General features: G+C 54.4%; 17 protein-coding genes and 2 tRNA genes. 12 read left to right on the top strand and 7 right to left on the bottom strand.

Annotated elements, in window-relative coordinates:
- The first annotated feature begins 64 nt into the window (after positions 1 to 64).
- From JOE09_RS00550 to JOE09_RS00535, 4 genes are all read left to right on the top strand, one after another.
- Positions 65 to 149 (top strand) — tRNA-Tyr (locus tag JOE09_RS00550).
- Positions 150 to 267: 118 nt separating this feature from the next.
- Positions 268 to 352, top strand: a tRNA-Tyr gene (locus tag JOE09_RS00545).
- 164 nt (positions 353 to 516) lie between these two features.
- Entirely contained in the window at positions 517 to 1323 is an 807-nt protein-coding gene (gene xthA / locus JOE09_RS00540) for an exodeoxyribonuclease III (protein WP_205064402.1), read from the top strand.
- Positions 1323 to 1718 carry a pyrimidine (deoxy)nucleoside triphosphate diphosphatase gene (locus JOE09_RS00535; protein WP_205064401.1) on the top strand — a complete coding sequence of 132 codons (396 nt, stop codon included), beginning with the start codon at positions 1323 to 1325 and terminating at the stop codon, positions 1716 to 1718. Before xthA ends, JOE09_RS00535 begins: the two co-directional genes overlap by 1 nt.
- A 100-nt stretch (positions 1719 to 1818) precedes the next feature.
- Here JOE09_RS00535 and JOE09_RS00530 read toward each other — a convergent pair whose 3' ends face one another.
- From JOE09_RS00530 to JOE09_RS00520, 3 genes are all read right to left on the bottom strand, one after another.
- Positions 1819 to 3789 carry a DNA topoisomerase III gene (locus JOE09_RS00530; RefSeq protein ID WP_205064400.1) on the bottom strand — a complete coding sequence of 657 codons (1971 nt, stop codon included), beginning with the start codon at positions 3787 to 3789 and terminating at the stop codon, positions 1819 to 1821.
- Positions 3790 to 3807: 18 nt separating this feature from the next.
- Complete coding sequence (selD, locus tag JOE09_RS00525) at positions 3808 to 4854, bottom strand: selenide, water dikinase SelD (RefSeq protein ID WP_205064399.1); 1047 nt, start codon at positions 4852 to 4854, stop codon at positions 3808 to 3810.
- Between the two features lie 153 nt (positions 4855 to 5007).
- Positions 5008 to 5559, bottom strand: coding sequence for an NAD(P)H nitroreductase (locus JOE09_RS00520; RefSeq protein ID WP_105595239.1), 552 nt, complete (start codon positions 5557 to 5559; stop codon positions 5008 to 5010).
- Between the two features lie 191 nt (positions 5560 to 5750).
- Between JOE09_RS00520 and sppA the strand changes: the two genes are divergently transcribed.
- The 3 genes from sppA (at position 5751) to pncA (ending at position 9346) form a co-directional block, all read left to right on the top strand.
- Positions 5751 to 7613 (top strand): signal peptide peptidase SppA, encoded by a 1863-nt coding sequence (sppA, locus tag JOE09_RS00515; RefSeq protein WP_205064398.1) that lies wholly within the window; start codon positions 5751 to 5753, stop codon positions 7611 to 7613.
- A 90-nt stretch (positions 7614 to 7703) separates the two neighbouring features.
- Positions 7704 to 8717 carry an asparaginase gene (ansA, locus tag JOE09_RS00510; RefSeq protein WP_105595241.1) on the top strand — a complete coding sequence of 338 codons (1014 nt, stop codon included), beginning with the start codon at positions 7704 to 7706 and terminating at the stop codon, positions 8715 to 8717.
- Positions 8718 to 8731: 14 nt separating this feature from the next.
- Positions 8732 to 9346 (top strand): bifunctional nicotinamidase/pyrazinamidase, encoded by a 615-nt coding sequence (gene pncA, locus JOE09_RS00505; RefSeq protein WP_205064397.1) that lies wholly within the window; start codon positions 8732 to 8734, stop codon positions 9344 to 9346.
- 73 nt (positions 9347 to 9419) lie between these two features.
- Here pncA and JOE09_RS00500 read toward each other — a convergent pair whose 3' ends face one another.
- Entirely contained in the window at positions 9420 to 9698 is a 279-nt protein-coding gene (locus JOE09_RS00500; protein ID WP_205064396.1) for a YeaC family protein, read from the bottom strand.
- A gap of 10 nt (positions 9699 to 9708) precedes the next feature.
- On the bottom strand, positions 9709 to 10119 hold the full coding sequence (gene msrB / locus JOE09_RS00495; protein WP_205064395.1) for a peptide-methionine (R)-S-oxide reductase MsrB: 411 nt from the start codon (positions 10117 to 10119) through the stop codon (positions 9709 to 9711).
- Between the two features lie 341 nt (positions 10120 to 10460).
- Between msrB and gapA the strand changes: the two genes are divergently transcribed.
- Positions 10461 to 11456 (top strand): glyceraldehyde-3-phosphate dehydrogenase, encoded by a 996-nt coding sequence (gene gapA / locus JOE09_RS00490; RefSeq protein WP_172606669.1) that lies wholly within the window; start codon positions 10461 to 10463, stop codon positions 11454 to 11456.
- 80 nt (positions 11457 to 11536) lie between these two features.
- Positions 11537 to 12409 carry a D-hexose-6-phosphate mutarotase gene (locus tag JOE09_RS00485; RefSeq protein ID WP_205064394.1) on the top strand — a complete coding sequence of 291 codons (873 nt, stop codon included), beginning with the start codon at positions 11537 to 11539 and terminating at the stop codon, positions 12407 to 12409.
- Positions 12410 to 12484: 75 nt separating this feature from the next.
- Here JOE09_RS00485 and JOE09_RS00480 read toward each other — a convergent pair whose 3' ends face one another.
- Both JOE09_RS00480 and JOE09_RS00475 read right to left on the bottom strand, forming a co-directional pair.
- Positions 12485 to 13336 carry an aldo/keto reductase gene (locus tag JOE09_RS00480; RefSeq protein ID WP_205064393.1) on the bottom strand — a complete coding sequence of 284 codons (852 nt, stop codon included), beginning with the start codon at positions 13334 to 13336 and terminating at the stop codon, positions 12485 to 12487.
- Between the two features lie 81 nt (positions 13337 to 13417).
- Positions 13418 to 14167, bottom strand: a complete 750-nt coding sequence (locus tag JOE09_RS00475) for a MipA/OmpV family protein (RefSeq protein WP_205064392.1) — start codon at positions 14165 to 14167, stop codon at positions 13418 to 13420.
- 433 nt (positions 14168 to 14600) lie between these two features.
- Here JOE09_RS00475 and yeaG point away from each other — a divergent pair, with 433 nt between their 5' ends.
- From yeaG to JOE09_RS00460, 3 genes are all read left to right on the top strand, one after another.
- Positions 14601 to 16535, top strand: a complete 1935-nt coding sequence (yeaG, locus tag JOE09_RS00470; protein WP_205064391.1) for a protein kinase YeaG — start codon at positions 14601 to 14603, stop codon at positions 16533 to 16535.
- 129 nt (positions 16536 to 16664) lie between these two features.
- Positions 16665 to 17945 (top strand): YeaH/YhbH family protein, encoded by a 1281-nt coding sequence (locus JOE09_RS00465; RefSeq protein ID WP_105595250.1) that lies wholly within the window; start codon positions 16665 to 16667, stop codon positions 17943 to 17945.
- 252 nt (positions 17946 to 18197) lie between these two features.
- Positions 18198 to 19925, top strand: coding sequence for a potassium/proton antiporter (locus tag JOE09_RS00460; protein WP_105595251.1), 1728 nt, complete (start codon positions 18198 to 18200; stop codon positions 19923 to 19925).
- Positions 19926 to 19927: the final 2 nt, after the last annotated feature.

Genomic DNA, 19927 nt, shown 5'->3' with positions numbered 1-19927 from the left:
CTTTACAGCGTCAGTTCATTTGATATGATGCGCCCCGCTTAACAAGCACAGTAGCAAGGCCAGTGGTGGGGTTCCCGAGCGGCCAAAGGGAGCAGACTGTAAATCTGCCGTCATCGACTTCGAAGGTTCGAATCCTTCCCCCACCACCATTTCAACCACGCTTTTGGGTTGAAATAAGTCTTCACTTATTCTGCAACTGCAGAAGTGATGAGAAAATGAAATTCGTTTTGTTTTTGTTGTACTGTGAATTGTTAACACGCTTCCCCTGGTGGGGTTCCCGAGCGGCCAAAGGGAGCAGACTGTAAATCTGCCGTCATCGACTTCGAAGGTTCGAATCCTTCCCCCACCACCATTTCGAGCATCATCTCTCAATCTATCTTTTTTAACTTCATAAGCTGAATTTCAAATACTCCATTGAGTCGATTTTGCCGCACGTTTCATTTCGGCAACAGATGACATTTCTGCCAGACTTCTGCTACCATTCTGCCATCTTTTCGCCACGAAATGGCCCACGCTATGAAATTTGTCTCCTTTAATATCAACGGGCTACGTGCTCGCCCTCACCAGCTCGCCGCCATTGTTGAACAACATCAACCGGACGTTATCGGCCTGCAGGAAACCAAGGTTCACGATGATATGTTTCCGCTGGAAGAGGTCGCAAAGCTCGGCTACAACGTGTTCTATCACGGCCAGAAGGGCCACTACGGCGTTGCCCTGCTCTGCAAAGCGCCACCGGTTGCCGTGCGCCGTGGTTTCCCCGGCGATGACGAAGACGCTCAGCGCCGTATTATTATGGCCGACATCGAAACGCCAGCAGGCCTGCTTACGGTCATTAACGGCTACTTCCCGCAGGGGGAAAGCCGCGACCATCCAATCAAGTTCCCGGCGAAGGAAAAATTCTACCGCGATCTGCAAAACTATCTGGAACAGAATCAAAGCCCGGCAAATCCGGTGCTGATCATGGGCGATATGAACATCAGCAGTAGCGATCTGGATATCGGCATTGGTGAAGACAACCGCAAGCGCTGGCTGCGCACCGGGAAATGTTCGTTCCTGCCGGAAGAACGCGAATGGATGGATCGTTTGATGAACTGGGGTCTGGTAGACACCTGGCGCGCGCAAAATAGCGAAGTTAACGACCGTTTCTCCTGGTTCGACTACCGTTCTAAAGGCTTCGATGACAATCGCGGTCTGCGCATTGACCTGCTGCTGGCCAGCCAAACGCTGGCTGAACGCTGCACGGCAACCGGTATTGATTACGATATTCGCGGTATGGAAAAACCGTCCGACCACGCGCCGATTTGGGCGCAGTTCGCCTTCTGATGTCCAACACTAACGAGCTGGAAGTCGTAGCCGCAATGATTGTGCGAGACGGTATGCTCCTGCTGGCCCAGCGTGGCCCGCAGGGCGACCAGTCCGGATTGTGGGAGTTTCCCGGCGGCAAAGTTGACGCCGGTGAAAGCCAGCCGCAGGCGCTAAAACGTGAGCTGATGGAAGAACTGGCGATCGATGCCGTCATTGGTGATTACATCGCCAGCGAAAGCCGGGTTGTTGGGGAACGCAAAATCAATCTCCATGCCTGGCTGGTGACCGACTTCAGCGGAGAACCGACGGCTCTCTGCCATCAGGCACTGAACTGGGTTAAACCGGCAGAGGCGTTCAGCTTTGCGCTGGCCCCTGCCGATGTTCCGCTACTTCAGGCTTTTTTGGATCGCTAAGCTTTACGGCACGATGTTTCTGATTGCCTGATTGCCTGATTGCCTGATTGCCTGATTGCGGAAGTTTATCGCGAATATCCCCCAATGGAATGCCGAAAGGTCAGACTTGGTCCTGGCCAGAGTCCACATTGCCCGACCGCCCTGCCTTTCCGCTTACCGCCTTTGACGAGGCCGCTTTACGACGCGGCTTCTTCGCCTGACCTGACGAAGGTGCGGGCAGCCCGCGGAAGGCATGTGCCGCAGGCTGCTGGCGAGCCTGATGGATCAGCGAGTACAGCGTATCCACCAGCGGCTGCATAAAGTCCTGATAGCGGCACTGCTTCTCGCTGATTTTCGTTAGCGTGGATTCCCAGTGCGCGGTCATATCCGGGCGGGCGGCCATTTCAGGTAATGAGTGAATCAGCGCCCTTCCCGCCGGGCTGGAGTGAATATAGCGCCCTTTCTTGAACAGGAAGGTGCGCTTGAACAGCAGTTCGATAATACCCGCCCTTGTCGCCTCGGTGCCCAGACCGTCGGTGGCGCGCAGCACCTTCTTGAGATCTTTATCCTGCACAAAACGCGCGATTCCGGTCATCGCCGACAGCAGTGTCGCATCGGTAAAGGGGCGCGGCGGCTGGGTCTGTTTCTCCACCACTTCACCGCGTTCGCACAGCAGTTCATCACCTTTCGCGACCACCGGCAGCGGCGTACCGTCGTTTTCTTCGTCGCGCTCTTTGCTGCCCAGCAGCGCGCGCCAGCCGGCCTCCGCCAGGAAACGCGCTTTCGCAATAAATTTTCCTCCGGCGATATCGAGTTCAATCACACATTTGCGGTAAACCGCATCAGGACAGAACTGCATCAGATACTGGGTGGCAATCAGACGATAAATACGCTGCTCGTTTTCATTCAGCGACACCCGACTGCTGCGCGCCGTCGGTACTATCGCGTGGTGGGCATCCACCTTTTTATCATCCCAGCAGCGGTTACGAATATCGCTGTTAAAATCGGCGGGCGGTGTCAGATCCGGTTGATGGCTGTTAATCGCATTGAGGACCGCATGCCTGCCTGAGAAATGCTCATCAGGAAGATAGCGGCTGTCCGAACGCGGATAGGTGATCAGCTTGTGGGTTTCATACAGCCGCTGGCAGGTATCCAGCACCATCTGGGCACTCAGGCCGAACCGCTTACCGGCTTCAATTTGCAGGCTGGAAAGTGAAAACGGCAGCGGCGCGGTGTCATTTTCACGTTTGTCGTTATAGCTGGTAACCAGCGCTGGCTGACCGCCGATGCGCGCAACCACGTGATCGGCCAGTGGGCGATGCAGCAGACGCCCTTCTTCATCCTGATACGGTTCGCAGGATTCGCTGGGCTGCCACAGGGCAACGAAACGCTCATCCTGCGGGGTGACGATGTGCGCTTTCACTTCAAAGAAATCTTTCGCCACAAAGTTTTCAATTTCTTCATCTCGCCGCACTACCAGCCCCAGCACCGGGGTTTGTACCCGACCGACCGACAGCACGCCGTCATAGCCCGCATTACGCCCCAGCAGCGTGTAGGCGCGGGTCATATTAATGCCATAAAGCCAGTCAGCGCGCGAACGCGCCAGCGCCGAGACGCACAGCGGAATAAATTCCCGATTCTGCCGCAGTCGGCCAATGGAACGCTCCACCGCCTGCGGATTAAGATCGTTAATCAGGCAGCGCTGCACGGCGGCAAGTTTCTCTGCCGGTAGGGTCAGATAATCCAGTACTTCATCCACCAGCAGCTGACCTTCACGGTCCGGATCTCCGGCGTGAACCACTTCGCTGGCTTCACCGAGCAGCTTTTTTATCACGTTAAGCTGCTTCGCCACCGACGGGCGCGGCTGCAGCTGCCACTTTTCCGGCACAATGGGTAAATCAGCCAGCGACCAGCGGGCAAAGCGGCTGTTATAGCTGTCGGGCTGCGCCTGCTCTAACAGGTGCCCCACGCACCAGGTGACGACCTGATCGTCACCGCAGGCGATGAAACCATCGCCACGGCGGTGAGGTTTCGGCAGGACATCCGCAATCGCGCGGGCAAGGCTGGGTTTTTCGGCAATAAACAGACGCATCCGGGACTCAATTCCTGCTCAGGGTTTAATTTCAATCATGGCTCGTCCGGTTTGAGCCTTTTTCAGTTCACCAATTGCGGTCAGTGAAACCGCATGTTTTTCTGCGGCAGCGTGCAGTGCCGCTTCCGCCTCGGGTAATACCGCTATCAGCAAGCCACCCGACGTTTGCGGATCGCACAACAGGCTGCGCTGTGTCTCAGTCATCTCACCGATCAGCTGCCCGTAGCTGGCAAAATTGCGCGCCGTCCCCCCCGGCACACAGCCCAGCTCGATGTAGTCATCAACGCCGGGCAGCCGTGGGATCGCGCTGAACTGCACGTCGGCCTGCAGGTCCGCACCCTGACACATCTCGCTGAGATGGCCAAGCAGGCCAAAACCGGTGACGTCGGTCATTGCACAGACACCGGCGATCCCTGCCGCTTCAGCGCCAAGCAGGTTAAGCTGACACATCACCTCCGTCGCCAGTCCCTGATGTTCAGGGCGCAGTAGCGATTTCTTTTCGGCGGTGGTCAGTACGCCAATACCGAGCGGCTTACTGAGCCACAGGCGGCAGCCCGCCTGCGCCTCGCTGTTCTTTTTAACCTGGTGCGTCTCGACCACGCCGGTGACGGCAAGGCCGAAGATCGGCTCCGGGGCATCAATCGAGTGCCCACCGGCCAGGCTAATCCCGGCCTGTTCGCAGACGCTGCGCCCGCCTTCAATCACCCGCCGCGCAACATCCGGTGATAAAACGTTCACCGGCCAGCCCAGAATGGCAATCGCCATAATCGGTTTTCCGCCCATCGCCCAGATATCGCTGATTGCGTTAGTAGCGGCAATACGTCCGAAATCATAGGGGTCATCAACGATCGGCATAAAGAAATCGGTGGTGCTGACCACCGCCGTACCGTTACCCAGATCGTACACGGCCGCATCATCCCGGGTTTCATTGCCAACCAGCAGATTAGGATCGCGTCGGAGCGGATGGTCGCTGTGCAGAATGGTATCTAAAACCTGGGGGGAGATTTTGCAGCCGCAGCCTGCACCATGGCTGTACTGCGTCAGGCGGATCATATTCTGATTCATGAAGAAGGTCCCTTTTAGCTTCACCAGATATTATGGTAGCGGATCGGGCAGACGGGTGTAAGCCTGCCGACCTTAATCGCGGACCATTCGCTTATTATCCCGGCGAATTGCAGGGCCGCTCACAACCCTGACGGTAAAAAGGACCTGATTCAATCAGAAATAGCTGACAAACGGCGCGCTGTCGACCGGTAATACGGTGGTCGCCGCTTTCAGCTGCGGGGTGCCCAGATAGAGGAAGCCGACGATGGCATCCTGAGGACGGCAGCCGAAGGCCTGGCGGACAGATTCATCTTCGGTCCACGCACCGCTTCGCCAGATACCGTTGAAGCCCTGAGCAGCGGCAGCCATCTGCATAGCCATCACCGCACAGCCCGCCGAAACAACCTGTTCCCAGCGCGGTACTTTGGGATGATCCTCGCAACGGGCAACGACGGTGATAATCAGCGGGGCGCGATACGGGGCCTGTTTCGCTTTCTCAATCGCTTTATCATCCAGGCTGGCTTCACGTGACACTTTTTCCAGCAGCGCACTGAGGCGATCGCGCCCCTCATTTTCGACGATAATAAAGCGCCACGGCTGAAGCGTACCGTGATCGGGCGCGCGCATACCGGCACGCAGAATATTGTCCAGTGCATCGCCCGCCGGAGCGGGATCGGCCAGGCGCGAGGCCGAGCGTCGATTAACCAGTAAGTCCAGAGCGTCCATAATTTCCTCCTGATGGGGGCGTAAAGTGGACTGAAACTAGCACAGGATGATGTTTTGTTACAGCATTGTCCTTTTTCCTGCTGACAATTCAGCCCCTGCTATTTAGGATGTTGAACATTACTGTCCGTTAAGGGGCGCGTTAACTTTAACCCTGTACCCTGACGGGCATTTGTTGCGATTACGGAGAGTCTATGCGCATGTTGTGGCGAGCTATCGCTGGTATTTTTAAGTGGACGTGGCGGGGACTGAACTTTGTCCGCGAATTTATCCTCAATCTGTTTCTGATCCTGCTGATCCTGGTTGGTGCCGGGATCTGGTTCCAGATGAACAGCAGCTCTACCCCTGCAGAAGTGAAGAAAGGTGCGCTGATTGTCGATCTCAGCGGCGTAGTGGTGGATAAACCTTCCGTCAGCAACAAATTCAGCAAACTGGGCCGTCAGTTAATCGGTGCCAGCAGCGATCGCCTGAAAGAAAATTCACTCTTTGACGTCGTGGATGCCATCCGTCAGGCAAAAGATGACAGCCGTATTACCGGTATTGTGCTGGATTTGCGCAGTTTTGCCGGCGGCGATCAGCCTTCGCTACAGTATATTGGTAAGGCCCTGCGTGAGTTCCGCGACAGCGGCAAGCCGGTGTTTGCAACGGGTGACAGCTATAGCCAGTCGCAGTATTACCTTGCCAGTTTCGCCAACAAAATCTACCTTTCCCCGCAGGGAACGGTTGACCTGCATGGCTTCGCGACCAACAGCCTGTACTATAAAACCCTGCTGGATAAGCTGAAGGTGAATTCCCATGTTTTCCGCGTCGGCACCTATAAATCGGCGGTCGAGCCTTTCCTGCGTGATGATATGTCACCGGCCGCTCGCGACGCCGACAGCTGCTGGGTAGGCGAACTGTGGCAAAACTACCTCAACACGCTGGCCGCTAACCGCCAGATTACCGCCGATCAGGTCTTCCCTGGCGCTCGCGGCGTGCTGGACGCTCTGCAAAAAGTCGGCGGCGATACCGCGCAGTATGCCAAAGAGAGCAAACTGGTCGATGAACTGGCGTCACCGTCAGCAGTGGATCAGCAGCTGGTGAAAACCTTCGGCTGGGATAAAGAGGCGAAGGACTACGTAGGGATCAGCATTTATGACTATCCGCTGAACAATACCGAAACCACACAAAACAACAGCAAAGGGAATATTGCGGTTATCGTTGCCAACGGGGCGATAATGGACGGTGAAGAAACGCCGGGTAGCGTGGGCGGCGACACCACCGCCAATGAAATTCGCCAGGCACGTCTGGATGACAACATCAAAGCCATTGTGTTCCGCGTGAACAGCCCGGGCGGCAGCGTTACCGCGTCTGAAACCATCCGTGAAGAGCTGGCAGCGGCCAAAGCAGCGGGTAAACCGGTAGTGGTTTCCATGGGCGGCATGGCCGCGTCCGGCGGCTACTGGGTATCCACACCGGCCAACTATATTATCGCCAGCCCGAACACGCTGACCGGCTCTATCGGCATCTTTGGTGTGATCAACACGGTGGAAAATTCGCTGGACAGCATTGGCGTTCACACCGACGGGGTTGCCACCTCACCGCTCGCCGATGTCACGCTGACCAAAGCGCTGCCGCCTGAAGTGCAGGAAATGATGCAGTTGAGCATTGAGTACGGCTACAAAAACTTCATCGGACTGGTGGCGAAATCACGTAACAAGACGCCTGATCAGGTTGACCAAATCGCCCAGGGCCACGTCTGGACCGGCAGCGATGCCAAAGCCAACGGTCTGGTCGATGCGCTGGGTGATTTTGACGATGCCGTGGCTAAAGCCGCCGAACTGGCAAAAGTGAAGCAGCCACAGCTGGACTGGTATCAGGAAGAGCCGGGGCTGCTGAATACATTGTTCAGTCAGATGGACGTTCGCGCCTCGCTGCCAGCGTCGCTGAAAGCGCTGCTACCGGCCCCGCTGCTTGACGTGGTTTCCGCTATGAAAAAACAGCCGGGTCTGATGGGCGATCTTAACGATCCGCAAAATCGCTACGCGTTCTGCCTGAACTGTGGTGATGTGAAGTAGTTCACTAATCAGCCCGACCGTCACCGGTCGGGCTGCTTTTCCCCGGCTTTCCCCTTATACTGCGCGTTTTCGGCAAGTCTGAGTTTACCCATGCAAAAAAAATCGATTTATGTTGCCTATACCGGCGGAACCATCGGCATGCAGCGTTCTGAGCACGGCTACATTCCCGTCTCAGGTCACCTGCAAACCCAACTGGCGAACATGCCCGAGTTCCATCGTGCTGAGATGCCCGACTTCACCATCCACGAGTATCAGCCGCTGATTGACTCGTCGGATATGACACCGGAAGACTGGCAATCGATTGCTGACGACATTCAGAAGAACTACGATCGCTACGATGGCTTCGTCATCCTGCACGGCACCGACACCATGGCATTCACCGCTTCTGCGCTGTCGTTTATGCTGGAGAATCTGGCCAAGCCGGTGATTGTGACCGGGTCACAAATTCCGCTGGCGGAACTGCGTTCTGACGGGCAGCAGAATCTGCTCAACTCGCTGTTCGTTGCCGCTAACTACCCGATTAACGAAGTGGCGCTGTTCTTCAACAACACGCTGTATCGTGGCAACCGCACCACCAAAGCCCACGCTGACGGTTTCAGCGCCTTTGCCTCACCTAACCTTGCCCCCCTGCTGGAAGCCGGTATTCACATTCGCCGCCTGAATACCCCTCCCGCTCCGGCCGGTAACGGTGAACTGATCGTTCACCCGATTACGCCGCAGCCGATCGGTGTGGTGACGATTTATCCCGGCATCTCCGCTGAAGTGGTGCGCAACTTCCTGCGTCAGCCGGTAAAAGCGCTGATCCTCCGTTCTTACGGCGTGGGTAACGCTCCGCAAAACAAAGAGTTCCTTGAAGAGCTGAAAGCCGCGTCCGATCGCGGTATTGTGGTGGTCAACCTCACGCAGTGCATGTCCGGCAAAGTGAATATGGACGGCTATGCCACCGGTAACGCTCTGGCGCACGCCGGTGTCATTAGCGGGGCCGACCTGACCGTAGAAGCGACGTTGACCAAACTGCACTATCTGCTCAGCCAGGATTTGACCAGCGATGAAATGCGTCAGCTGATGCAGCAGAACCTGCGCGGTGAGCTGACCGAGGACTAACCGGAGAGAAATGCATGAGCGCACGCCAGGCACTGGTATTAATCGATTTACAAAATGACTTTTGCCCCGGTGGCGCACTGGCGGTGGCAGAGGGCGATGAGACGATAGCTGTGGCTAACCGACTGGCAGCGGAGTTTCAGCAGCGCGGTGAACCGGTTATTGCCACGTTTGACTGGCATCCTCTCGGCCACGGCAGCTTTGCTTCTACCTGCGGAAACAAACCCGGCAGCTGCGGGGAACTGGATGGTCTGCCGCAGGTCTGGTGGCCGGATCACTGCATTCAGCACAGTGCCGGAGCAGAACTGCACCCGGCTCTGGAGCAGTCCGCTATCACACTGCGCGTTTACAAGGGTGAAAATCCACAGGTGGACAGCTACAGCGCCTTTTTCGATAACGGCAGACGCCAGGCAACTATTTTAGAAGACTGGCTGAAGCAGCAAGGTATTACCTCGCTGACGGTAATGGGGCTGGCAACCGACTACTGCGTTAAATACAGCGTGCTGGATGCGCTCTCCCTGGGCTTTGACGTCACGGTGATAGCTGAGGGTTGCCGCGGCGTGAATTTGCAGTCTGGCGATAGCACAGAGGCACTGGAAGCGATGCAAAATGCCGGTGCACTGATTCTGTAGGCCAAAAAATTTAGGCAGATGTGCTGAACGCACAGCTGCCTATTCTTTGAACGAATTATTCTTGCAGGAATAACTACTGTAATTGGATGCGCGTCACGTCTTCATCGCTGATACCGAACTCTTCTTTCAGCTGTTTTTTACTCTTCATCACGATTTCCCCGCCCTTCGCTACGCTCATATGCTGGGGGGCGTCGTTATGCTTTGCCTGCCACAGCAGAACCAGCTGCAGGCTGTTTTCCTTCTGCTCCGGCGTCAGGGCGACACCGTCAGCCCATTTACCGGTTTCAACCGCTGTTGCCAGGCGCTGATAAATTTCCGGAGTCATACCGGCAATGATTTCATCGAGTTCCATTACAGTTCCGTTAACCTTTGGTGATGTTACCGTCATCGTCGCTAAAACTCAGCGATGCGGAATTAACGCAGTAACGTTCGCCGGTTGGCTGCGGGCCGTCCGGGAACACATGACCCAGGTGAGCATCACAGCTGCCGCAGCGAATCTCGACACGCTGCATTCCATGAGTATTATCATCAAGATAGCGAATGGCCTCGTCGCTGTAAGGCTCGTAAAAACTTGGCCAGCCGCAGCCTGAATCATACTTTGACGCGGACAGAAACAGTGGAGCCTGACACACCAGGCAGTGATACAGACCTTGCTCTTTGTTATGCAACAGTTTACCCGAATACGGTGGCTCAGTACCACGCTGCTGGGTAACGTAACGTTGCATTTCGTTCAGTTCATTTTCGGGTGAAATAGGGGATTTCTCATTAGCCATGGTAGACTCTCTGGCAGTGTTATTATGAAGACTTCGCTTAGCATTCTAACAAATACTTAACAAGATCAGGTGAATTTTTCGCTCGCAGTGCGAGAGGAGAATCGTTCAGAGACATAATTGTGACTCAGATCACCTTTTACAATATGACCCCCTTTATATTCGGGTTAAGTGCCTTAAGATCACGGCTGTGTCGGCGTCAAGAAATGGACTTTTTTTTGAATAATTCCTGGTCATGAGTTTGACCTATAGCAATAATTGACACGATTCCGCTTGACGCCTGGTAAGCTTTTTGTAATTTTACTGCCAACCTTTTATTCACTATCAACTAGCTGGTGGAATATATGACTATCAAAGTAGGTATCAACGGTTTTGGCCGTATCGGTCGCATCGTTTTCCGTGCTGCTCAGGAACGTTCTGATGTAGAAATCGTTGCGATCAACGATCTGCTGGACGCAGAGTACATGGCTTACATGCTGAAGTATGACTCAACTCATGGTCGCTTCAACGGCACTGTAGAAGTCAAAGACGGTCAACTGGTTGTTAACGGTAAAACCATCCGTGTTACCGCTGAGCGCGATCCTGCTAACCTGAAATGGGACGAAGTAGGCGTTGACGTTGTTGCAGAAGCGACCGGTATCTTCCTGACCGACGAAACTGCACGTAAACACATCCAGGCTGGCGCCAAGAAAGTTGTACTGACTGGCCCATCTAAAGACGACACCCCAATGTTCGTTATGGGTGTAAACCACAAGTCTTACGCTGGCCAGGACATCGTTTCTAACGCTTCCTGTACCACTAACTGCCTGGCACCGCTGGCTAAAGTAATCAACGACAAGTTCGGTATCGTTGAAGCACTGATGACCACCGTGCACGCAACTACCGCAACTCAGAAAACCGTTGATGGCCCGTCTCACAAAGACTGGCGCGGCGGCCGCGGCGCAGCTCAGAACATCATCCCTTCATCTACCGGTGCTGCAAAAGCCGTAGGTAAAGTGATCCCTGAGCTGAACGGCAAACTGACCGGTATGGCGTTCCGCGTTCCTACCCCTAACGTTTCCGTCGTTGACCTGACTGCACGTCTGGCTAAGCCTGCTTCTTACAAAGAAATTTGTGATGCAATCAAAGCCGCGTCTGAAGGCGAACTGAAAGGCGTTCTGGGCTACACCGAAGACGAAGTGGTTTCTACCGATTTCAACGGTGAAAAACTGACTTCAGTATTCGATGCTAAAGCCGGTATCGCGCTGAGCGACACCTTTGTTAAACTGGTTTCCTGGTACGACAACGAAACTGGTTACTCTAACAAGGTACTGGACCTGGTTGCTCACATCGCCAAATAAGGCCTGTTGACACAGAACCAGAAAAGTAAGGGCGACTCAGGTCGCCCTTTTTTTATCCCTCAATTTCAGAAGGACCGCTCATGAACGAAAAACTCTTCTCGCTGCCGGTGCTTAACCAGATTTCCCCGTATATTACTCAGCGCCAGATTGGCGAACTGCCGGTGGTGGTCATCACCCACCCTAAGATCCGCGCAGCCGTTACGCTGCAGGGGGCGCACCTGGTAGCATGGCAGCCTGCGGGTGAAAAGCCGGTTGTCTGGCTGAGTGAGAAAACGGCCTGGACCCCGGGTAAAGCTATCCGAGGCGGCGTGCCAATCTGCTGGCCATGGTTTGGCCCGGCAGGTGAGCCGGCACATGGTTTTGCCCGCAATCTGCCGTGGAAGCTCTCGGCGCATGATGAAAATGAGCAGAGCGTGATGCTGACTTTCGTTCTGGAAAGCAACGAGCAGACCAAAAAACTCTGGCCGCATGACTTTACCCTGTTCGCTCGTTTCCGCTTCAGCGATACCTGCGAAATTGAACTTGAGGCCCACGGTGATTTCGAGGCAACGGCAGCCCTGCACAGCTACTTTAACGTTGCCGATAATGCCTCGGTAACAGTCAGCGGCCTGGGGCCGGACTATATCGATCAGGTACTGAAAGGCGCTACCGGCCAGTTGCCTGACGGCAAACAAACCTACGAACAGCGCGTTGACCGTATTCATACCCAGCCTGCTGAATGCAGCGTGCTGGAAGACCGTGCCGGCAATCGGGTAATTGAAGTGCATCATCACTATCAAAGTGACGTTGTCACATGGAATTCGGGAGCTGAATTGTCATGCAGCATGGGAGATATGGCAAACGAAGGTTATAAAACGATGGTGTGTGTGGAAACCGCGCGCATTTCCCGTCCGCTGATCAGTTCTGGCGAACAGCCTGCCCGGCTGGCAGTAACCTTACGTATTCAGAAGTAATCTGATGCCTGTGCGACCGGTCAACAACCCGGTCGCCTGCTGTGGCCATTAAGGCTATGACTACCCTGCCATTGGCTACACAACATCCAGCGGCATTTTAGTCGACGGCGGAGGGAAGGCCTGGTTAATCAGCATCAGATCTTCGCTGCTCAGCGTCACCGCCAGCGCAGCCGCGTTTTCCTCTACGTGAGCAATCGAACTGGCTTTCGGGATGGCTATCACCCCTTCCTTGCGGATTACCCAGGCCAGCAGCAGCTGCGCCACGCTGATGCGCTTGTGTTGTGCAATCTGACCGAGTACCGGATGTTCCATCAGCTCACGGCGCAGTCGCCCTGCCTGAGCTAACGGGCAGTAGGCCATCACCGGCATTGCCATCTGCTGGCACTGCGGCAGTAAATCATACTCAATGCCGCGTGAAGCGAGATGATAGAGCACCTGATTAGTTGCGCAGTCTTCTCCCCCTTCCTCCTGCAACAGTTCGCTGAGGTCATCGGTATCGAAGTTGGATACGCCCCAGCGCCGTATTTTTCCCTGTTGCTGCAGGTTTTGCATCGCGCGCAGCGTCTCTTCCAGCGGAATATTACCCCGCCAGTGAAGCAGATAGAGATCGAGATAATCGGTTTTCAGGCGGCGCAGGCTTCGTTCACAGGCTTCAACGGCATCCACTTCGCTGGCATTCCAGGGATAGACTTTTGAGACCAGCCAGGCGCGCTCCCGCCTCCCCACCAGCGCTTCGCCAACAATCTGCTCCGCACCGCCATCCGCGTACATTTCCGCCGTATCGATAAGCGTCAGGCCTGCATCAATTCCGCACTGTAATGCGGCGATCTCCTGGTTGCGTAATGCAGGATCTTCGCCCATATACCAGGTCCCCTGCCCGATAGCTGGCAGGAGGGTTCCATCAGAAAAGGTCACTCTCCGACTCATTACTCTCTCCCTGCATCATTATCGCGCCCCGAAATAGCACAAAAGGGCGCACAGCGCCCTTCTTTGGTGCAGATCGCGACATCAGAAGGTGTAGCTAATACCGCTCCACAGCAGAACCTGAGAACTTTTATCGACCATCGGGCTGTCTTTAATTTCATCGCCCAGACGGACATAGCGACCGGAAACGGTGGCGTTCCAGCTGTCGCTGATTTTCCAGCCACCGGTCAGCTCCAGGTAAGGGCTCCAGCTGTCATCCGGATCGTAGCGATTAAGCCCACTGCGATCGGACTCAGCAGAAGAAATACCATAGTAGTATTTGTTCTGGTTTGAGCTATTCCATAGCGCACCAATACCCGGCGTCAGGCTGAACTGGCCAAATTCGAAGCGGTAAAGATAGGTCAGATCCCAGATAATACCGTTGCTGTTGTCGAGCACATCGCCCGCCAGCGTAGTACGTACGATCCCCCAGTCGGCCGTATGGCGATAGGATAACCCGCCCATCAGCGTCATATGGCGCTTGTTCAGCGATTTCATATCACCGTCGTCGGCATCGTCAGGGTCGTAGTTCTGCGGTGAACCCAATACCGTCAGCGACAGCTGGTCCTGGCTGTCCTTCCACAGGTAGTAACCTGCCTGCAGGGTGTTCAGATAGAAACTGTCACCGTCGTAGTTAACGATAGGCACAGGATAGTATCGGTCCTGGCCACTTTTATACGGGCTCTGGCTGTAAATTACGGAGGCGCCCAGCGTTAGCGGGTTAGCCTGTGCGACAGGGGCCGCAAAATACAGAGGTAAAAACGCAGCAAGCGCGGTAAGTTTGAAATGGTTCACAAATAAATCGTTCCGTAAATATAACAATCAGGCTGGTAAGTTTAACCGTGATATCAATACGCGATCGTAAATTTACATAACTTGTAGCACTTATAATCAATTTTTAAGCACGAAATATCCATTTGTTTCGCACGGGGTTATTTTCGACCCGCAGTACCCGGCGAGCCGGGAAAGCGAGCTGCTTAGCGCTTTTCTAACTTTGTTATTGAAATTTCATCGAAAATGCTCGCGGCTTCAGGAAATTTTTTAATATGCGATCTACGCTTAATCGTAAGACCTAAATTTTAACGAGCAGAGTAACCAAAGAAGTGTGTTTCCCGATAAAAAAAGTCAGGTTGGCATAAGGGTTGCTGTACTCATTAATAAGTTCCTTCAGGGGCTATCGCGTTAGGCTCCTGGTACCTGTGCTAAAAACGAAAGGACGGGCATCGCTATGAATATATTCGATCACTATCGTCAGCGTTATGAAGCTGCCAAGGACGAAGAGTTCACACTGCAGGAATTTCTTACCATTTGTCGGCAGGATCGCAGTGCATACGCCAACGCGGCGGAACGATTGCTGATGGCAATCGGTGAACCCGTAATGGTCGACACCGCTCAGGAGCCTCGCCTTTCCCGGCTGTTCTCTAACCGTGTGATTGCACGCTACCCGGCGTTTGAAGAGTTTTACGGTATGGAGGAAGCGATTGAACAAATCGTCTCCTACCTGAAACACGCCGCGCAGGGCCTGGAAGAGAAAAAACAGATCCTGTATCTGTTGGGACCGGTTGGTGGCGGTAAATCCTCTCTTGCAGAACGCCTGAAATCGCTGATGCAGCGCGTGCCTATCTACGTGCTGAGCGCGGATGGTGAACGCAGCCCGGTTAACGATCATCCACTGTGCCTGTTTAACCCGCAGGAGGACGCCAACATTCTGGATAAAGAGTACGGCGTTCCTCGTCGCTACCTGGGTACAATCATGTCGCCGTGGGCGGCGAAGCGCCTGCACGACTTCGGCGGGGATATCACCCGTTTCAAGGTCGTTAAGGTCTGGCCGTCAATTCTGGAACAGATTGCGATTGCCAAAACCGAACCGGGTGATGAAAACAACCAGGACATCTCCGCGCTGGTGGGTAAAGTGGATATCCGTAAGCTGGAGAATCACGCCCAGAACGATCCTGATGCCTATGGTTATTCCGGCGCGCTGTGCCGGGCGAACCAGGGGATCATGGAATTCGTTGAGATGTTCAAAGCGCCGATTAAAGTGCTGCACCCGCTGCTGACCGCCACGCAGGAGGGCAACTATAACGGCACCGAAGGCATCTCTGCACTGCCGTTTAACGGTATTATTCTGGCGCACTCTAACGAATCTGAGTGGGTCACCTTCCGCAACAACAAGAATAACGAAGCGTTCCTCGACCGCGTGTACATCGTCAAGGTTCCATACTGCCTGCGGGTTTCCGAAGAGATTAAGATCTACGAGAAACTGCTGGTGAATAGCGAACTGACACATGCACCGTGCGCACCAGGCACGCTGGAAACACTGGCCCGTTTCTCGATTCTTTCGCGTCTGAAAGAGCCTGAAAACTCCAGCAGCTACTCGAAAATGCGGGTCTACGACGGTGAAAGCCTGAAAGATACCGATCCGAAAGCCAAGTCGTACCAGGAGTACCGTGACTACGCCGGTGTGGATGAGGGAATGAACGGGTTATCTACCCGCTTTGCCTTTAAAATCCTCTCCCGCGTGTTTAACTTCGACCATGTTGAAGTGGCGGCGAACCCGGTTCACCTGTTCTATGTTCTGGAACAGCAGATAGATCGCGAACAGTTCCCGCAGGAACAGGCTGAGAAGTACCTTGAGCACCTGAAAGGCTATCTGATCCCGAAATACGCCGAATTTATCGGCAAAGAGATCCAGACCGCCTACCTGGAATCTTACTCTGAGTACGGTCAGAATATTTTTGACCGCTACGTGACCTACGCTGATTTCTGGATACAGGATCAGGAATACCGTGACCCGGATACCGGACAGCTGTTCGATCGTGAATCACTGAACGCCGAGCTGGAAAAAATCGAGAAGCCTGCCGGGATCAGCAACCCGAAAGACTTCCGTAATGAAATCGTCAACTTTGTGCTGCGCGCCCGGGCACACAATAATGGCCGTAATCCGAACTGGACCAGCTATGAGAAGCTGCGCACCGTGATCGAGAAGAAAATGTTCTCTAACACGGAAGAGCTGCTGCCGGTTATTTCGTTTAACGCCAAAACATCCACCGATGAGCAGAAAAAACACGACGATTTCGTCGACCGCATGATGGAGAAAGGCTATACCCGTAAACAGGTTCGCCTGCTGTGCGAATGGTATCTGCGCGTAAGGAAGTCATCCTGACGTTTGCGTAAGTGCTTAACCCAGTGGGCCCGACAGAGGTTGCTCTGTCCGGGCCCACAACGGCAGCAAAATCGCAACGAGTGCATCAGCACGGGCTCAGGCCCGTCTGCAACGTAGTATGGGGGAGCTATGGCCTATTTTATCGATCGGCGTCTTAACGGCAAAAATAAGAGCGCGGTAAACCGCCAGCGCTTTTTGCGCCGCTATAAGTCGCAAATCAAACAGTCGATCTCCGAGGCCATCAACAAGCGTTCGGTTACCGACGTAGAAAGCGGCGAATCCGTCTCAATTCCCGTTGAAGATATCAACGAACCGGCTTTCCATCAGGGGCGGGGCGGCCTGCGTCATCGTGTACATCCAGGCAACGATCACTTTGTGCAGAACGACCGCGTTGAACGCCCTCAGGGTGGCGGCGGTGGCAGCGGCAGTGGCCAGGGTAATGCCAGCCAGGACGGTGAGGGGCAGGATGAGTTCGTATTCAATATCTCAAAAGATGAGTACCTTGATCTGCTATTCGAAGACCTGGCCCTGCCGAATCTGAAAAGGAATCAGCATCGTCAGCTCAATGAGTATAAAACCCATCGCGCCGGTTATACCGCTAACGGCGTTCCGGCCAATATCAGCGTCGTCCGCTCGCTGCAAAATTCTCTGGCGCGCCGCACGGCGATGACCGCCAGCAAACGCCGCACGCTGGCCGAACTGGAAGAAACGCTGAAAACAGTGGAGAACAGTGAACCGGCTCAACTGCTGGAAGAGGAACAGCTGCGCAAGGAGATCGCCGAACTTCGCGCACGTATCAAGCGCGTGCCGTTTATCGATACCTTTGATTTACGCTATAAAAATTTTGAAAAGCGACCTGAGCCTTCCAGCCAGGCGGTGATGTTCTGCCTGATGGACGTTTCGGGCTCAATGGATCAGGCCACTAAGGATATGGCAAAACGCTTTTATATTCTGCTGTATCTGTTCCTCAGCCGAACCTATAAAAACGTGGATGTGGTTTACATTCGACACCACACGCAGGCGAAAGAAGTCGATGAGCAGGAGTTCTTCTATTCGCAGGAAACCGGCGGTACGATTGTTTCCAGTGCATTAAAACTGATGGATGAGGTGGTCAAAGAGCGTTACGACCCGGCGCAGTGGAATATCTATGCCGCGCAGGCATCCGACGGCGACAACTGGGCTGATGATTCCCCACTTTGTCATGAGCTGCTGGCAAAAAATATCCTGCCGGTGGTGCGTTACTACAGCTATATCGAGATCACCCGGCGTGCTCATCAAACCCTGTGGCGCGAGTACGAGAATCTGCAAACCCGCTTCGACAACTTTGCTATTCAGCACATACGTGAACCCGAGGATATCTATCCGGTGTTCCGTGCCCTGTTCCAGAAGCAGGTTGAGGAAAATTACTAAACCCGCATGCGCCGGTAGCGCCCTGCTACCGGCGTAAAACCCCGGGTGCGACTGTTCTTTTTGCCCGATTACGGCCTTAATGCGTGCCAGTCAGCAGAAAAATTCCCTTTAGCGCACTCCGCGGTATTCACCGGAGCCGTTTTTACGCTATTTTATCCCCTGATTTCAATCGAGTGAGATCGATTCTAAATTTCTTGCTCTGTCATGCACACTCTGTAAAAAAGTATTTTAATCTGTTGGGAGAAACGCCTTTTGGAAGCCAGCGCGATTTACAATTTATTCATCATTGGTTCAGTGCTGGTTGCCGCAAGCATTCTGCTGAGTTCCTTTTCCTCCCGTCTGGGTATTCCTATTCTGGTTATCTTCCTCGCGCTCGGTATGCTGGCGGGCGTTGATGGCATCGGTGGCATTGTCTTTAACAATTATCCGGCGGCCTATCTGGTCAGTAACCTTGCGCTGGCAGTGATCCTGCTGGATGGCGGTATGCGTACCCAGGCCAGTTCATTTAAGGTGGCGCTTGGACCGGCGCTGTCGCTGGCTACCGTCGGCGTGCTGATAACCGCCGGTCTGACCGGCATGGCCGCCGCCTGGCTGTTTGATTTAAATATGATGAACGGCTTCCTGATTGGGGCGATTATTGGCTCAACGGATGCGGCAGCGGTCTTTTCACTGCTCGGCGGTAAAGGGCTGAATGAGCGCGTCAGCGCTACGCTGGAAATTGAATCTGGCAGCAATGACCCGATGGCGGTGTTTCTGACCATAACCCTGATTGATATGATCCTGAAGGGCCAGTCCGGGCTGGATATGATGTTCTTTGTGCATCTGATCCAGGAATTTGGTCTTGGTATTGCGCTGGGAATTGGCGGCGGCTGGGGACTGCTGCAGCTCATCAACCGTATTTCTCTGCCGGCCGGGATGTACCCGCTACTGGCGCTAAGTGGCGGTATCCTGGTGTTTTCCCTGACCACCGCGCTGGAAGGCAGCGGCATTTTGGCCGTGTATCTCTGCGGTTTTGTCCTCGGCAACCGGCCGATCCGCAGCCGCCACGGTATTCTGCAAACTTTTGACGGCATGGCCTGGCTTAGCCAGATCGGTATGTTCCTGGTACTGGGTCTGCTGGTCAATCCGCTCGATCTCTGGCATATCGCCGTACCGGCAATGTTGCTGTCACTGTGGCTGATACTGTTGGCGCGCCCGCTTTCGGTTTTAGTCGGACTGCTGCCGTTTCGCGGCTTTAATATCCGCGAACGCTTCTTTATCAGTTGGGTTGGGCTGCGTGGCGCGGTACCGATTATTCTTGCCGTCTTCCCGATGATGGCGGGTCTGCCCCACGCCTCGCTGTTCTTTAATATCGCCTTCTTTGTTGTGCTGGTATCGCTGATCGTTCAGGGAACCTCTCTGGGCTTTGCTGCCCGTAAAGCCAGGGTAATCGTACCGCCTACGGCTTCACCTGTTTCTCGTATCGGGCTGGATATCCATCCTGAAAACCCGTGGGAGCACCTGGTTTATCAACTCAGCGCGGATAAATGGTGCGTCGGCGCCGCCCTGCGCGATCTGCATATGCCGCGGGAAACACGCATCGCCGCACTGTTTCGCAACAACCAACTGCTGCACCCGACGGGCAACACGCGCCTGCGCGAAGGGGATATTCTGTGTGTGATTGGGCGCGAGCGGGATCTGCCCGCCTTGGGCAAACTATTCAGCCAGTCACCGCCGGTCGATCTCGATCAGCGATTCTTCGGCGACTTTATTCTTCAGGCCGATGCGCGGTTGCAGGATGTTTCTGAAATCTACGGCATCGATCTGGATGAAGAACATGACAGACAGCAAACGCTCGGGCAGCTGGTTTCCGACATCATTGGTGGTGCTCCGGTCGTAGGCGATCAGGTTGAGTGGAAAAATCTGATCTGGACCGTGGCGGAAAAAGAAGACAACACAATTATTAAAGTTGGGGTTCGCGTACAGCAGGATAAAGAGTAATT

This window comes from Pantoea coffeiphila, from assembly GCF_016909495.1.
GTDB classification, from domain to species: domain Bacteria; phylum Pseudomonadota; class Gammaproteobacteria; order Enterobacterales; family Enterobacteriaceae; genus Erwinia; species Erwinia coffeiphila.
Note: the sequence above shows the minus strand (reverse complement) of the source record. Positions and strands in the feature narration are given on the sequence as shown.

Bases quoted from the DNA above. Each gene is read 5' to 3' on its own strand.
- xthA (WP_205064402.1), top strand. From the start codon at position 517: ATGAAATTTGTCTCCTTTAATATCAACGGGCTACGTGCTCGCCCTCAC.
- JOE09_RS00535 (WP_205064401.1), top strand. From the start codon at position 1,323: ATGTCCAACACTAACGAGCTGGAAGTCGTAGCCGCAATGATTGTGCGA.
- JOE09_RS00530 (WP_205064400.1), bottom strand. From the start codon at position 3,789: ATGCGTCTGTTTATTGCCGAAAAACCCAGCCTTGCCCGCGCGATTGCG.
- selD (WP_205064399.1), bottom strand. From the start codon at position 4,854: ATGAATCAGAATATGATCCGCCTGACGCAGTACAGCCATGGTGCAGGC.
- JOE09_RS00520 (WP_105595239.1), bottom strand. From the start codon at position 5,559: ATGGACGCTCTGGACTTACTGGTTAATCGACGCTCGGCCTCGCGCCTG.
- sppA (WP_205064398.1), top strand. From the start codon at position 5,751: ATGCGCATGTTGTGGCGAGCTATCGCTGGTATTTTTAAGTGGACGTGG.
- ansA (WP_105595241.1), top strand. From the start codon at position 7,704: ATGCAAAAAAAATCGATTTATGTTGCCTATACCGGCGGAACCATCGGC.
- pncA (WP_205064397.1), top strand. From the start codon at position 8,732: ATGAGCGCACGCCAGGCACTGGTATTAATCGATTTACAAAATGACTTT.
- JOE09_RS00500 (WP_205064396.1), bottom strand. From the start codon at position 9,698: ATGGAACTCGATGAAATCATTGCCGGTATGACTCCGGAAATTTATCAG.
- msrB (WP_205064395.1), bottom strand. From the start codon at position 10,119: ATGGCTAATGAGAAATCCCCTATTTCACCCGAAAATGAACTGAACGAA.
- gapA (WP_172606669.1), top strand. From the start codon at position 10,461: ATGACTATCAAAGTAGGTATCAACGGTTTTGGCCGTATCGGTCGCATC.
- JOE09_RS00485 (WP_205064394.1), top strand. From the start codon at position 11,537: ATGAACGAAAAACTCTTCTCGCTGCCGGTGCTTAACCAGATTTCCCCG.
- JOE09_RS00480 (WP_205064393.1), bottom strand. From the start codon at position 13,336: ATGAGTCGGAGAGTGACCTTTTCTGATGGAACCCTCCTGCCAGCTATC.
- yeaG (WP_205064391.1), top strand. From the start codon at position 14,601: ATGAATATATTCGATCACTATCGTCAGCGTTATGAAGCTGCCAAGGAC.
- JOE09_RS00465 (WP_105595250.1), top strand. From the start codon at position 16,665: ATGGCCTATTTTATCGATCGGCGTCTTAACGGCAAAAATAAGAGCGCG.